The sequence below is a fragment of the Cupriavidus sp. USMAA2-4 genome (assembly GCF_001854305.1).
GTDB classification, from domain to species: Bacteria; Pseudomonadota; Gammaproteobacteria; order Burkholderiales; family Burkholderiaceae; genus Cupriavidus; species Cupriavidus malaysiensis.
The window spans coordinates 488,572-503,044 of record NZ_CP017750.1; the positions used below are offsets into that span (position 1 = coordinate 488,572).

Below are 14,473 nucleotides of genomic sequence, written 5' to 3' on the forward strand. Positions count from 1 at the left end.
GCCCAATTTTTATAGGAGTTTCTATGGGCGCAGGTCACTCACACGACCATCCCGGTGGCAACGAGCGATCGCTCAAGATCGCCCTTGCGCTGACCGGTACGTTCCTGATTGCCGAAGTGGTCGGTGGTGTCATGACGAAGAGCCTGGCGTTGATCTCCGACGCCGCGCACATGCTCACGGACACCGTCGCACTGGCCATCGCACTGGCTGCTATTGCGATCGCCAAGCGACCCGCGGACAAGAAGCGGACATTTGGCTACTACCGTTTTGAGATTCTTGCCGCGGCCTTTAACGCATTGCTGCTGTTCGGTGTGGCTATCTACATCCTGTACGAAGCCTACCTGCGGCTGAAATCGCCACCTCAGATTGAGTCAACCGGCATGTTCGTCGTGGCTGTGCTGGGCCTGATCATCAATCTCATCAGCATGCGCATGCTGTCCTCCGGGCAAAGCAGCAGCCTGAACGTGAAGGGTGCTTATCTGGAAGTCTGGAGCGATCTGCTCGGGTCGGTTGGCGTCATCGCCGGTGCGATCATCATCCGCTTCACGGGCTGGGCGTGGGTCGACTCCGCCATTGCGGTGCTGATCGGCCTCTGGGTACTGCCTCGCACGTGGATCCTGCTGAAGTCGAGCCTGAATGTGCTGCTCGAAGGCGTACCCGATGACGTGGATCTGGCAGAGGTTGAGAAGCAAATTCTGGCGACGCCCGGGGTAAAAAGCTTCCATGACCTCCACATCTGGGCACTTACCAGCGGCAAGGCGAGCTTGACGGTTCATGTCGTGAATGACACGGCCGTCAACCCGGAAATGGAAGTGCTACCGGAATTGAAGCAGATGCTGGCTGACAAATTCGATATCACGCACGTGACCATTCAGTTCGAACTGGCACCATGCGAACAAGCGGATGCAGCTCAGCATTTCAATGCATCGCCAGCACTGGTCGGATCGAAGTCGCTTGCTGCAGGAGGAAACTAAGGTGCGGGTACTTGTTGTAGAAGACGAACCGCGTACTGCGGAGTATTTGCAGAAGGGATTGTCGGAGTCGGGTTTCGTGGTCGACATCGCGAACAATGGTGGCGATGGGCTCCACATGGCGGAAGAGACCGACTACGACGTCATCATCCTGGACGTCATGCTGCCAGGTATGGACGGGTGGACGGTCATCAAGTCCATTCGATCCAAGTCCGAGACACCCGTACTGTTTCTGACGGCGCTGGATGATGTGGCGGATCGTGTCAGAGGCTTCGAGTTGGGGGCAGACGATTACCTGGTCAAGCCCTTCGCCTTTGCCGAGCTCCTTGCCCGTATCCGGCGTTGCTTGCGCCAAAGCACCTCGAAGGAGTCCGAGCGATTGCGCATTGCCGATCTGGACATCGACGTGCTTGGAAGGCGGGTATTCCGGGGAACTACCCGCATTGAATTGACGAATCAGGAGTTCTCGCTGTTGCACCTGCTCATGCGCCGGAGAGGGGAGGTGCTGTCGCGAACCACGATCGCGTCCCAGGTCTGGGACGTCAACTTCGACACGGATACCAATGTCGTTGACGTCGCGATCCGGCGCCTGAGATCCAAGGTGGATGATCCCTTCGATCAAAAGCTGATCCATACCGTACGGGGAATGGGCTATGTCCTCGACCCAGAGCGCGGCCGGTGACGGAATGAGGCCCGGGACTTCGATAACCCCGCTGTCACTGACGAGGCGGCTTGGGCTCTTCTTTGCATTGGTACTGTCTATCGCGCTGGCCAGCATGGGCGCCTTTGCTTACTACTCGCTCGCCGCGCAACTCGAGGCCAGAGACGATGAGGTTGTAAAGGGAAAACTCGAACAGGTCGAGCATTTCTTGCGCGAGGTGGACGGGGTGCAGGGCGTCCCGGCGGCGCAGCATCGCTTCGATGATCTGGTGCGAGGTTACTCGGACCTCATCGTTCGCGTCACGGCGCTGGATGGCCGGCTTTTGTTTCGCACGGGCAACGATGCATTGCTGGAAGGCACTGACCAAGCGGCGGTCACGGGAAAGTCATCGCTCATGTTCCAGTCCGCCGATGCGGTGTTGGGGCGAGACGGTACGCGGGCGACGGTGTTCGTGGCGAAGTCTGGCGAGGACAGGAAGCAGGTGACTGCGCGATTCCGGACGACGCTCGTGCTTGGTACCACCGTCGGTGTGATATTGACGGCCCTGGTGGGGGCGGCCATTACGCGCCGTGAGCTGGAGCCGGCGCACGTACTTATCAAGCAGATCAACCGGATCAGTGTGGAACGGCTGAGCTACCGGGTGGACATGCCACCCAAGCCCACCGAAGTGCGTGATATCGCCTCTGCGTTCAATGCGATGCTGCAACGCCTCGAGGATGGTTATCAGAAGCTGTCGCGGTTCTCCGCCGATCTTGCCCATGATTTGCGCACGCCGCTTAACAACCTCATTGGACATGCCGAGGTCGCCTTGTCACGAGACCGCACCGGGCCCGAGTATGTCGCCTTGGTGGAGGAAAGCCTGGTCGAATACCAGCGACTTGCGAGGATGATCGATGCGATGTTGTTCCTCGCGCGAGCTGACAGTGCCAATGTGGCGCTCGAGTTGACGGAACTCCAGTTGAATGCAGAACTTCGCAAGTTGTCCGCCTACTTTTCGGTGCTTGCAGAGGAGCGAAGCGTCGTAATCAGGGTAAGCGGGGATGCCACCCTGGTCGCTGATGCCATTCTGTTCCAGCGTGCGATCAACAATGTTCTGTCAAATGCGGTCCGTCATGCGTGGCCGAATTCGATGATAGATCTGGTGGTGCGCCGCGAAGCGGCACATTGTTGCATCGACATCACGAACGTTGGAGACCCAATCCCGGAGCGGGAACTTTCCCTCATCTTTGATCGGTTCTTCCGTGGGGATAGGGCGAGATCCAACTCGTCACAGTCCACGGGGCTGGGCCTGGCCATCGTCCTGTCGATCATGGAGCTCCATGGCGGCGACGCGTCAGCCGTGAGCGGCTTGGATGGGAAGACACGCTTTACATTGCGCTTCCCGCTCAACGGTGCTGAAGCCTCAGCGCGGGTTTCGGTGGGTAGGCCGAGTCAGGACCGACCAGTCGTTGGGTAGAGTGGTGCAATGAGCCCGATTGCCTATTTGTAATCGCCGGGCAAGGCTGCAGCATGCGTACAATTTATACACTCGTTTTCATAGATCAACGAAGTCTCTAGAAAGGAGATGACTATGAAAACGAAGAAACACGCCTTGCTGTTTGCGGCGTTGCTGTTGGGTGGGATGTCGGCTTCGTATGCTTTGGAAATGACCGGGTTGAAACCGGGCGTGCCTGCGTCGACGGCGACGGCGCAGGCGATGGCGAAGCGTCACGCGACCTTGTATGGCGATCCAGCCGGCCAATCTCAGGCCAGTCGCATTATCGACGTGAAGCCAGGGATGCGGTATGTCAACGTGGACTCTGGCGAGACGGTGGCGTTTCGGGCCGGCGAGAAGATCGTCGCATGGACCTTCGCCCAGATGGTCAGGGATACGAGTGTGGACCTTGGCTTGTTGATGCCGGATCTGCCGGGTAGCGCTGGCGTGCGCGTCTATATTGATAGAAGCGACCTCTTCACAGGTGGCTGAACGTTGCTGAACCGGTGAACTACAGGCCCCGCACAATGCGGGGCCTTTTTCATCGTCATTGGCGTCGGTTCTGCCGCTTAGCAATACACGAGGCGATGGGAAGTTGTAGCACGCGCCACCGCATCATGAACGGCACCGGATTGACGCCGATGGAGGGAAAAAAAGCTTGCCCTCCGGGGAGGGCAAGCTTCGGAAGCTTTCGCCATCGGGATAAAGCGAAAGAGCACCAAGAGCCAAGCAACTGACGGGTGCCTGGCTCCCCCACAGAGGTCGGTCTGAGTTTCAGGGACGGCTTGCGTCAAATTCCGCGTGCGCCATCGGTGAACACATCACGCGGCCCAATACGCGAGCCGTCGGTAAATACGTCACGCTGGCCGAGGCGTGCGCCGTCGGTGAACACGTCGCGCTTGTCGATGCGTGCACCGCCGGCGTAAATGTCGTTGACTGCGGCGCGTCCGCCGTCGGTGTAGGGGTCGCGGGGACGGTGGATCTGGCCATCAGGGGTAGCAGCGATGGCGGAGCCGGCGGCAGCAATCGTGAGGGCAGCAGCAATCAGGGCAGTGTGAATCGTCTTCATGGAATCTCTCCGGAGTCAATGTTTGTGAGTCTCTAATCGCTCACCGTGTTCACAGTCTAGCTACCGGACCTGCTCCACTGAATTACCCGCGTATTACGATCCTGTCATAAAAAAATGCCTCCCGGTTGGGAGGCACAAACTCTCTTGAATTAACAAGAAAGTGTCGATTCTTTTGAGCTCGCTCAGAACTTGTGGCGTACGCCTACGACGACGCCGGTCTGATCCTTGCCAGGGACAACGTTGGTCGGGCTGCCGGTCGTCGAGTTGTAGCCGTTCATGCCCAGCTGCGAGTTGCCGCGGTTCAGTGCATAACCGACGTTCATATACACATCGGTACGCTTCGAGAAAGCGTAATCTGCCGAGGCAACGAACAGGAACGGGTCTGCGCCAGAATTGCGGCTGTCCGTGTAGTAGGCGGCGCCGGTCAGCGTCAGTGCGGGCGTCAGGCCATAGCGCAGGCCGGCCCAGTAAATGTTAGAACCGTTCGTCGGCAGCGCACCGACATTGCCGTTGTACCAGCGATAACCAATAAATGCCTTAGCCGGTCCGAAAGCGTAGCTCGCGCCAATTAGAGCGCGGCGGTCCTTGCGGTCGGCCGTGGCGACGGTGCTGCCCTGGATCTCGTCGTACACCGCGCCGACAGCGAGGGCGCCGGTTTCATACATGAGCGATACGCCCATGTTTCGATCGACCTTGTAGTTCCCCGGCACTTCGCCGCCGCCGGTGCGGCTAAAGCTGTAGAGGCCGGTGACCGTCAGGCCACTGAAGATGCCACGGTACTTGATAGCATTGTCAGCGCGACCCGCCAAGACGTCATCCATCTTGAAGAGCGAGTAGCGCGGCGCGAAGCCCATCGGGTCGAGTTGCAGCGTGGTGTCATACATTGGTGTCGTTTGACGACCCAACGTCAGTTGACCATATTTGCTACCCAATCCTACGAAGGCACTACGATCAAAAAGACGGGTGCTGTTGTTCTGTGCGCCGGTGTCGAACGAAATGCCGCTTTCCAATTCGAAGATGGCTTTCAGACCGCCGCCAAGGTCTTCGACGCCACGCAGGCCCCAACGCGACGTCGACATGTTGCCGGAGGTCATGCGAACCTGGTTCGAGCCACCGGGCGAAGCCGATGGGACGTTGCTCAGATACTCGATACCCGCGTCGGCCACACCATACAGCGTGACGCTCGATTGAGCGAATGCGGTTGTAGCGAACAGACCGAGGGATGCGACGGCAATGCGACTAATCTTCATGGATTCTCCTCATTAAGACCCGAAATTAATTTGGTGGGGGCGAGTATAGAAATCTGCAGATGACGGTCAGATTGCGTGACCTTGCCCCTGTTCCACGAATCCCATAACCGAGGGAATTAGGCAGCCCGGTGTTGCTGAGCTGCGGACCAGTTTTTCTCGAACGTCATGGGGCTGACGTAGCCCAGCGTCGAGTGGAGTCGGCTGGCATTATAAAAGCCAAGCCAGTCAATTACCTCGTCCATTGCGGCGCGGCGGGTAGCGAACTGGCGACCGTGCAGGCGAGCGACCTTCAACGACCCCCACAGACTCTCAGTCGGCGCGTTGTCCCAGCAATCGCCCCTGCGGCTCATTGACGAGCGCATGCCATACGCCTTCAGGGCGTCTTGAAACAGATGGCTGCAATACTGGCTTCCCCGGTCGGTGTGCACAATCACACCGGCTTCCGGGCGGCGCCGGAACCAGGCCATGCGCAGCGCGTCCGTGACCAATTCGGCCTTCATGTGTGGTTGCATCGACCAGCCAACCACCTGCCGGCTGAACAGGTCGATGATGACCACCAGGTAGAGCCAGCCTTCGGCGGTCGCCACATAGGTTATGTCGCTCGTCCAGACTTGATTGGGTGCTGCTGGGCTAAAGTCGCGTTGCAGCAGATTGGGGGCCACCGGCAAATCGTGGTTCGAGTTGGTTGTCGCGATGTACTTGCGCTTGTGGCGGGCACGGATGCCGTGCAGCGCCATCAGCTTGCGAACACGCTCCTTGCCCACCCGCACCCCACGCGCCAGCAGTTCCTTCCACATGCGCGGCCAGCCGTACTCCCCCTTGACCCCGGCGTGAATCGCCTTGATGTGGGCCAACAAGGCATCGTCACTGAGTCGGCCTCTATCTGGCCTGTCGGTGCTTACTGTGCGTTGCTTGCGCTGGTGATAGCCGCTGGGGCTGACCCCTAACAGCTCACACAGGACCGAGACCGGCCAGTAACGTCGGTTTCGCTCGATGAACGCATACCTCACACCGACTCCTTCGCAAAGTATGCTGCGGCTTTTTTTAAAATATCGCGCTCCATCTTCAAGCGCGCCACCTCCGCCCGAAGCCGGGCCAGCTCCATCTGCTCCGGGCTGACCGGCTTCATACCCGCACCAGTCAGCTTGCCTTCCCGCTCCGCCTTGACCCAGTTATGCAGCGTCTGCGCTCTGATGCCCAGGGTCGCGCTAACCACTGCCATGCTCTGCCCGCTCTTCACCAGCCGTACCGCTTCCAGCTTGAATTCCAGCGTGTACTGCGCCCGCTTTGTCTTGCTTGTCATCACATCTCTCCTTGCTTCAGTTTAACCTCAGCAAGGGATTCGTTTTGCGGGGGCAAGCTCAGCGAAGTAATTACGTGGGGTCACTTCGTCGCGTGATGACGACAAGGTGGAACGTACCGGGGTTATGTGGATTGACATGGCTTTCGCGCGGACGCGTCAACCTGTGTGCGCGCGAACATTGCGGGCCGGTAATGGGAAACTCACGAAAAGAGGTCGCTTCTCTCGAAGCAAGATCGACTGCCTTTGCAATACGCTGCGGGTTCCGATCTAGTTGGAGAGTAAGGATGGACACGCCATACGTCGCAAAATGGGCGCGTAGCGAAGACAGCGTTCATGAGCAAGCGCTGCGACTTCGCACACGGAGGTTCGAGCTGCTGTCTGCAAATATTGCAAATGCGGATACGCCGAACTACAAGGCGCGCGATATCGACTTCAGCGCCGAGTTGGATAGGGTGATGGGCAGTGGCCAGAATTTTGCGGGCATGACCATGACTTCGCCGCGACACATCGAGGCAAGCAAGCCCGCGCTGGAAGAGGATCTGATGTATCGCGTCCCCCTGCAGTCGAGTATGGACGGCAACACCGTGGAGATGGACGTCGAGCGTGTGGCGTTTGCAGAGAACGCGCTGCGGATGCGGTTCTCCATTCAAAAGACTGCCGACGAGTACAAGGACATGCTCAAGCTCTACCAGGACATGCGGCCCTAGCGGGGAAACCGCGACTACTGGCAGGGCGGCTTGGGTGCGGCGACAGCGCTGGACGCGTCTCTGGAAGACGGCTCCGGTGTGCTCGCTGCGGATTCCTGCTTCGACGGATGTTTGGCTGTGCGATGTCGCGGGTTGGCCGCCCAGGCAACCCGTTGGTCGCGGGAGGCGTATCCCGTGTCTGAATGTCCAATGGCGAGGGTGTGCCACTGGGTCGGCTTCTCGCTGAGTCGATCACCGGTCGCAGGAGCCGGCAAAGCGTAGGCCAGCAAGGCAGAGCATGCGACGGCGCTAATCATCTGTATGGTTCCTGGACGGATGACATGAGGATCCTGTCATCCGCAAGATAGTACGCTCAGATTGCGGGCACATTACCAACGCATTACGGCGGGGCATTGGGGCGCTGACTCGTTGAGCTTTGTTGTTGCAATGCGGGGCACACTAGTTGCTAATAGTGTGCAACGGCGTGAATGCCGATTCAGACTGACTGGAGCCCGCGACAATGACCGAAAAGCTGCGCCTGGACATTCCTGTCTTGCTTCCTGGCCTTCCCGATTCCTCTGATCCCTGTGTAGAACGGTTGCTGTCCGAACTGAGAGGGAAAGAGGGCGTCGAGGCGGCGCATATAAAAACTGCAAATGTTGATAGCGATTCACAGATATGTGTCCACTACGATCCCGCAGCGATTTCCCTTGCCCGCATCCGGGAGCTGGTGACAAGCACGGGTGCGGTGATTTCGTCGCGGTTTGGTCATGTGCTTTGGCAATTGAAGGGCGTCTGGCACGAACGACGAGCGCGAACCGTAGCTAGCCAACTGCGGGCCTTGCCCGGCGTCATCGAGGCCGAAGTCAGCGCCTCCGGCATAGCGCGCGTCGAATTCGACAACGATCGGATCTCCGCGGCAGGGATCGAGCAGGCCCTGTCAAAACGCGGGCTCGCGCCGGTTGAGATCGGTGCCCGGAAGAGCGGTCATGCAGACCATGAACACCGCGAAGGCGTCAAGGATCATGCACATGGGGAAGGCGAGGGGCATGAGGCCCACGCACACGGCAGCGTGTTTGGCCCGAATACTGAGCTAATCTTCTCCCTGATCTGTGGGGCCTTGCTTGGTCTCGGATTTGCCGTTGGTAAGCTGTTCGGCAGCCTGCCAGCATGGATTCCGGTTGCCTTCTTTGTCGGCGCGTATTTTTTTGGTGGTTTCTATACCGTTCGGGAAGCGATAGAGAACCTCCGGCTAAAGAAGTTCGAAATCGACACACTGATGCTGGTAGCCGCCGCAGGGGCGGCGGCGTTAGGCGCTTGGGCGGAAGGCGCGCTACTTCTCTTTTTGTTCAGTCTCGGCCACGGGCTCGAACACTACGCCATGGGGCGCGCCAAGCGGGCGATCGAAGCGTTGGCGGCGCTCGCACCGGCTACAGCAAGTGTGCGGCGTGAAGGCGAGGTACGAGAGGTCCCCGTCGAGGAATTGCAGGTGGGGGATGTGGTGGTGGTTCGGCCGAACGAACGCCTCCCCGCCGATGGTTTTCTGGTAAAGGGGGCTTCCGCAGTCAATCAAGCGCCGGTTACTGGCGAAAGCATCCCGGTCGACAAGCAGCCCGTGGATGACGCCGCCGCAGCCAGGAGGAAGCCCGATGCCGTAGGGGCCGTGTCCCGCGTGTTCGCCGGAACCATCAATGGCGCCGGCGCCATTGAAGTGGAAGTGACGCGCCTTTCCACGGACAGCGCCCTGGCGAAAGTCGTCAAGATGGTCAACGAGGCCGAAGCGCAAAAGTCACCGAGCCAGCGGTTCACTGAGAAGTTCGAACGGATCTTTGTTCCTGCAGTGCTTGTGCTGGCGGTATTGCTGCTGTTTGCAGGGCTAGTGATCAATGAGCCGTTCAGTGCGACCTTCTACCGCGCCATGGCGGTGCTGGTTGCCGCCAGCCCATGCGCGCTCGCCATCGCGACACCGAGCGCGGTGCTGTCGGGGGTAGCGCGCGCCGCTAGAGGGGGTGTACTGATCAAGGGCGGGGCGCCGCTCGAAAACCTGGGTTCACTGAAAGCCATTGCATTCGATAAGACGGGGACGCTGACGGAGGGGCGCCCCCGTATTACCGATGTGATGGTCGCCGAAGGAGTAGCTGAAGCGGAATTGTTGAGCGTAGCGGTCGCCGTGGAGTCGCTCAGCGACCACCCGTTGGCTGCGGCCATTGCCCGCGATGGCCGCAAGCGCCTGGAAGGCAGTTCCATCCCGGAAGCGTCTCATCTCCAAAGCTTGACCGGACGCGGGGTCACGGCGACGTTGTGCGGTAAGACCGTCTGGATTGGCAAGCCTGACATGTTCGGCGCCGACGGGATTGCACCGCTTAGCGAATCGATGGCGAGCGCAGTGCAGACGCTGCGCAGCACTGGCCGCACGACAATGATCGTCAGGCAGGGAGATCGGGACCTCGGCGCCATTGGGCTGATGGACACGCCGCGCGCCTCGGCGCGCGCTGCCCTCGAGGCACTGCGCAGGCTGGGTATCACACGCATGATCATGATCTCCGGCGATCACCAGCGCGCAGCCGAAGCCGTCGCCAAGGACGTAGGTATCGATGAAGCCTGGGGCGATCTGATGCCTGAGGACAAGGTCAAAGCCATCCAGACGTTGCGCGCGGAAGCCAAAGTGGCCATGGTCGGCGACGGCGTCAACGACGCGCCGGCAATGGCCAACGCCACGGTGGGCATCGCAATGGGTGCGGCAGGTTCAGATGTGGCACTGGAAACGGCGGATGTTGCGCTGATGGCCGACGACCTCCAACACCTGCCTTTTGTGGTCGGTTTAAGCCGACATACGCGGGCCATCATCCTTCAGAACGTGTATATCAGCCTCGGCGTCGTGGCGTTCCTTCTGCCAGCCACGATCCTCGGCCTCGGTATCGGGCCCGCCGTGGCCATGCATGAGGGGTCGACGCTGATCGTCGTGTTCAATGCGCTTCGACTGCTAGCCTATCGCGACAAATCCCCATGACGGGCCCCGGCCGCAATGATGGCGATGCCAGATGCGGCGGCAGCTATGGCCGCCGACTCATTTGGCGGCATTGCCGCAACTTCCACAGAACTTTGCGTCGCGTGGGAGTAAGGTGCCGCATCGACTGCACGGCGCCGGAGCCAGTGAACTGCCGCATTGCTGGCAGAAGCGCGCGCCCTGGGCGCTCACCGTGCCGCAGTTGGGGCAGTGGACGCCGGCGGGGCTTTGTGGTGGCAAAGGATTCCCATAGCCGTAGCTGCCGCCACCATCATGATGACCTCCTCGACGACCGTGCTCACTTCCGCCGCCGTGATGACCGCCGCTGTGACGGCCCATGAGCCTTTCCAAGAAACCCATCATTCCTCCTAAGTGGATGGATCGTCGCTGCGGCCCCGTGGTGTCGGGTGCTGCGACGACTTGCGCTGCTACGCGTCAGCCAATGCCTGTAGTAAATAGTCTGTAGTGACTACAGGGTCAATGGTCGGTGGATGCGAAGAACGGAATAAGTTGAATACGAGGCTCTTTCTTTCGAAAACGTCATGATCCCGATAGTTGCTGGCCATGTCGTGAGAGCGCATGGAAGGCGGGCTGTCTATCGGCTTGGCGCAAGGGTTTCCGTGAGGATGGCATCCCGCTGAGGAGCCTCGGGGAGGCCAGGAGCTTTGCCTTCCGGGCATCCGGGTGCGTGAAAGATTGCTGCAGGCGGGGTGCCACCCCGTGTCGCTGCGGCCACCTGCCCCGGCTCAGCGGTGGGGGTGCCGGGGCCGATCGGCGCCGTATAGCTTGCCACCAGATACACCGGCCGCCGCTTGACTTCATTGAACAGACGCCCAACATATTCCCCGAGCACGCCTAGGAAAACCAGTTGCAGGCCGCCCAGCAGAAGCAGGGCGGTCATCATGGATGGGTAGCCGTGTACGGGGTCGCCGTAGAGCAGCGTCTTGCCAACGATGAAGGCGGCCATGCCAAAGGCGGGAACGGCAACAAGCAGGCCGATCGAGGTTGCAAACTTGAGCGGCACGGTGGAAAAGGCAGTGATGCCATCCACGGCAAAACGCAACAGCTTGCGGTAGTTGAACTTGGTCGTCCCGGATGCCCGCGCGTCACGCCGATACAAGACGGCCGTCTGCCGGAATCCTATCCAGGCATACAGCCCCTTCATGAAGCGGTGCTGCTCCCGGAGTTGTCCGAGTGCGGCAACGGCACGACGGCTCATGACGCGGAAGTCGCCGGTGTCGGCCGGAATCTCCGTATCGCTGAGCTTGCCCATCAGGCGGTAAAACCAGTGCGCGGTGAACTTCTTGAGGAACGATTCGCCATCCCGGGAAGTGCGCGTGGCGTACACCACGTCGAACCCCTCGCGCCATTTCTCGATCAACGACGGAATCAGTTCGGGCGGATCCTGCAGATCGGCGTCGATGATCACAACGGCGTCGCCGCTTGCCACGTCGAGGCCCGCCGTTAGCGCGGCTTCCTTGCCGAAGTTGCGACTCAGCTCGACAATGCCGACGCGCGCTTCGGCCGCCTTGAGATTGTGTGCAACCGCCAGTGATCGATCGCGGCTGCCATCGTCCACGTAGATAATCTCGTAGTCCGATGCCAATCCATCCATCACGCGGAGAAGCCGAAAGTGAAACTGTGGCAGGACAGCTTCTTCATTGAAGAGCGGTACGACGACCGAGATCTTCTCTGGCAGCAGGCTGGCGGCATTCATCGCATCGCTCCATTCATGAACGTCCAATTTGCATGGAGTACGTAGTTGACCAACATGACGAAAATTGTCGAGAGGATTTGAGCAACCAGGTAGTGAAGCCCCAATGCTAGTCCAGCCCACATCAGAAGTGAGTTAAGAAAGAACGCCAGCGCGGAAACGAGAATGAACCGTCCGAAAGTGGCGCGTTGTGGTCGGACTGGTGTGAACACCCATCGGCTGCTGATGCAGTAGTGCGTCAGAAGGCCTGCAACACTGCCGGCGGCAGACGCCGGTAGCGCTGCAACCCCGAAACCGACCAGCGTGATCAGTGTTGCGTAGTGTGTAGCGGTTGCCGTCGCCCCCGCGCCCAGAAACCGTACAAATCGTGATGGGATGTTCATGGTTTTTGCACCAGAACGTTGACGCCATGTCGTCCGATCACAGTTGTGTTGCCGCCGAGCAGCGGTCTCAGTCGATGAAACGTCTCGTGCCGCATGACCGCGAGCTTGTGACCAGGGGTCAGCCATCGCTGCGCAAAAGCTTCTTCATTAGCAATCCACTTGTCGGGCTCGACCGAGAAGCCGAGATCCAGCTCGGATCTGGCCCCGACAATGATCGGTTCTCGTTCGGCGTAAAACGCCAGACCTCGGTCAATCTGGCCCACGTTGAACAGTTGTGTGTTGTCGCGGGACGCCGCCTTGGCTTCCAAGCCAAGTGGTTTGATGGAGAGGGACCCAAACGCCCGAGACGCCATCAAGCCAGCCTGAAGGCTGGCCAGCGTCGCCAGCGAAGCGACGGCAACCGCGCAGAGCCTGTGGCCGCGCAGGGCGATCCCAAAGGCCAGGAAGCCACCGATGACCAGAATGCCCATCGTGATGGCGCCCCAGGTATGCAATGAGGCCGGATTGCTGATATTGAGCTTCAGTACCGCATTCGACATTGTCGGATGCCATAGCAGCACGGCGATGGCAACGCCGAGCACAGGCATGGCAAGAAAGCTTGCCGCCAGTGTGGGGCGGGCTGCAGTCATGGATCTGTACGCGAGCAAGACGGCCACCGGTGGTAAGGCGGGCAGGATATAGAGCGGCAGCTTCGAGCGCGAAATCGAAAAGAAGGCAATGACAACGACTACCCACAGCGACAGAAACAGTCGTGCGTCGAAGCCAGGCGTTGCCTGTGCGCTGCGAGAGCGGAGTGCGATAGCACGGGGAATCAAGCCCATGAACGGCAGGACGCCTGCCGCACCAACGGCCAGGAAGAACCAGAATGGCTTGTCCCGCTCGTGAACCGAGGACGAGAATCTCGCGAAGTGTTCGTGGATGAAGAAGTAATTCAGAAATTCGGGGTTGCGCTGGGACACCACGACAAACCAAGGCATGGTGATGGCCACCGCAAGCAGGCTCCAGCGCCAGAATCTCGCGCTAAAAAATGCGGAAAATTGTCGAGTGACCGCCCCGTATAGCAGCAGCGTGATTCCTGGCAGTACCAGGGCAATCAGGCCTTTGGCAAGAAATGCCAGACCGACCAACAACCAGATCAGGGGGTATAAGCGAGGTTCCCGATTCTGGTAGGCCACGGCGAAAACGAGAGCGGCACTGCCGAGCAGTGCGCCGACACCAATGTCTGTTGTTGTCAGATTCGAGCCGAGAATCCAGAGGGGAGCGCCGATGAGCACCAGCGCTGAGGCGAGGCCTATGCGCGTGTCATAGAGCGATCGCGCCGCCCACCATGCGGCGAGTGCGCCCAGCAGTCCCACAAGCGCACTCCAGATCCTTGCTGTCCACTCGGACGGCCCGAAGAGCGTATAGGCGCTGGCGGTCGCCCAATACTGCAGGGGCGGCTTGTCGAAGAACTTGATGCCGTTCAACCGCGGCGTGACCCAATCGCCGGAGACGAACATCTCGCGCGGAACCTCGGCGTAACGACCCTCGTCGGGTTCATAGAGGGGACGCACGGATAGCGTGGACATCCAGAGGACCACCGTGAGTGCGATGGTCAAAGCCATGAAAATCTGTCGCTTCAAGAGACTGCCCGTCCAGGTGTGCGGTGGCCACTGCTACCGCGCTTGGTCAAATGCTCTCAGGGCGCAACGACATAGATGCCGGATGTGGTTCGTCGCCGTCGTGATGTTGGATCATGGAGCAGTTCACGCGGCGCCGCTTGACGCCCCACGAGCCGAGGATGCGATTCACGCGGGAGTCCGAAGGATGGCGACTTGGCCAGCAGAGAGCGAACAGCGGGATTCTAGGGCGCTCACCTGTCGGGGGGGTTACGAGATGATGACGGCGCAGTCCGCCGTCGAGTGCTTTGCGGCAGAAGAAGTTGCCTGACGAAGCGTCAGCGTTAGCTCATGGTA

Annotated in this window: 13 protein-coding genes; 6 read left to right on the forward strand and 7 right to left on the reverse strand. The window is 59.8% G+C overall.

The features are described from left to right. The first annotated feature begins 23 nt into the window (after window positions 1-23). The 4 genes from BKK79_RS38330 (at window position 24) to czcE (ending at window position 3,598) form a co-directional block, all read left to right on the forward strand. Window positions 24-974, forward strand: a complete 951-nt coding sequence (locus tag BKK79_RS38330) for a cation diffusion facilitator family transporter (RefSeq protein WP_004635344.1) — start codon at window positions 24-26, stop codon at window positions 972-974. A gap of 1 nt (window position 975) precedes the next feature. Next, window positions 976-1,653 carry a heavy metal homeostasis two-component system response regulator CzcR gene (gene czcR, locus BKK79_RS38335; protein WP_008646724.1) on the forward strand — a complete coding sequence of 226 codons (678 nt, stop codon included), beginning with the start codon at window positions 976-978 and terminating at the stop codon, window positions 1,651-1,653. A gap of 4 nt (window positions 1,654-1,657) precedes the next feature. Beyond that, on the forward strand, window positions 1,658-3,088 hold the full coding sequence (czcS, locus tag BKK79_RS38340; protein WP_011229349.1) for a sensor histidine kinase CzcS: 1,431 nt from the start codon (window positions 1,658-1,660) through the stop codon (window positions 3,086-3,088). A gap of 108 nt (window positions 3,089-3,196) precedes the next feature. Continuing rightward, entirely contained in the window at window positions 3,197-3,598 is a 402-nt protein-coding gene (gene czcE, locus BKK79_RS38345) for a copper-binding periplasmic protein CzcE (RefSeq protein ID WP_011514820.1), read from the forward strand. Window positions 3,599-3,896: 298 nt separating this feature from the next. On the opposite strand, the gene BKK79_RS38350 is transcribed toward czcE, so the two are convergent. The 3 genes from BKK79_RS38350 to BKK79_RS38360 form a co-directional block, all read right to left on the reverse strand. Beyond that, window positions 3,897-4,175, reverse strand: a complete 279-nt coding sequence (locus tag BKK79_RS38350) for a hypothetical protein (protein ID WP_008646716.1) — start codon at window positions 4,173-4,175, stop codon at window positions 3,897-3,899. A 182-nt stretch (window positions 4,176-4,357) separates the two neighbouring features. After that, window positions 4,358-5,425 (reverse strand): porin, encoded by a 1,068-nt coding sequence (locus BKK79_RS38355; RefSeq protein ID WP_011229350.1) that lies wholly within the window; start codon window positions 5,423-5,425, stop codon window positions 4,358-4,360. 116 nt (window positions 5,426-5,541) lie between these two features. Beyond that, window positions 5,542-6,728 (reverse strand): IS3-like element ISRme13 family transposase gene (locus BKK79_RS38360; RefSeq protein WP_085960481.1). Its coding sequence is split into 2 segments (ribosomal slippage): window positions 5,542-6,473 and window positions 6,473-6,728, totalling 1,188 coding nucleotides; the frame shifts between segments, so codons are not numbered across the junction. Window positions 6,729-7,012: 284 nt separating this feature from the next. Here BKK79_RS38360 and flgB point away from each other — a divergent pair. Continuing rightward, on the forward strand, window positions 7,013-7,435 hold the full coding sequence (flgB, locus tag BKK79_RS38370; protein ID WP_008650726.1) for a flagellar basal body rod protein FlgB: 423 nt from the start codon (window positions 7,013-7,015) through the stop codon (window positions 7,433-7,435). A 499-nt stretch (window positions 7,436-7,934) separates the two neighbouring features. Further along, window positions 7,935-10,424, forward strand: a complete 2,490-nt coding sequence (locus BKK79_RS38375; RefSeq protein ID WP_011514822.1) for a heavy metal translocating P-type ATPase — start codon at window positions 7,935-7,937, stop codon at window positions 10,422-10,424. Window positions 10,425-10,481: 57 nt separating this feature from the next. Here the strand turns inward: BKK79_RS38375 and BKK79_RS39945 are convergent, their stop codons facing one another. From BKK79_RS39945 to BKK79_RS38385, 4 genes are all read right to left on the reverse strand, one after another. Then, window positions 10,482-10,784, reverse strand: coding sequence for a zinc ribbon domain-containing protein (locus tag BKK79_RS39945; protein ID WP_008650724.1), 303 nt, complete (start codon window positions 10,782-10,784; stop codon window positions 10,482-10,484). 232 nt (window positions 10,785-11,016) lie between these two features. Beyond that, window positions 11,017-12,138 carry a glycosyltransferase family 2 protein gene (locus tag BKK79_RS38380; RefSeq protein ID WP_008650723.1) on the reverse strand — a complete coding sequence of 374 codons (1,122 nt, stop codon included), beginning with the start codon at window positions 12,136-12,138 and terminating at the stop codon, window positions 11,017-11,019. After that, the gene (locus BKK79_RS39950; RefSeq protein WP_008650722.1) at window positions 12,135-12,518 is read right to left on the reverse strand and encodes a GtrA family protein; all 384 of its coding nucleotides are present in this window, start codon (window positions 12,516-12,518) and stop codon (window positions 12,135-12,137) included. The genes BKK79_RS38380 and BKK79_RS39950 overlap by 4 nt, the downstream gene beginning before the upstream one ends. Then, window positions 12,515-14,122 carry a glycosyltransferase family 39 protein gene (locus BKK79_RS38385; protein WP_008650720.1) on the reverse strand — a complete coding sequence of 536 codons (1,608 nt, stop codon included), beginning with the start codon at window positions 14,120-14,122 and terminating at the stop codon, window positions 12,515-12,517. The genes BKK79_RS39950 and BKK79_RS38385 overlap by 4 nt, the downstream gene beginning before the upstream one ends. Window positions 14,123-14,473 lie beyond the last annotated feature (351 nt).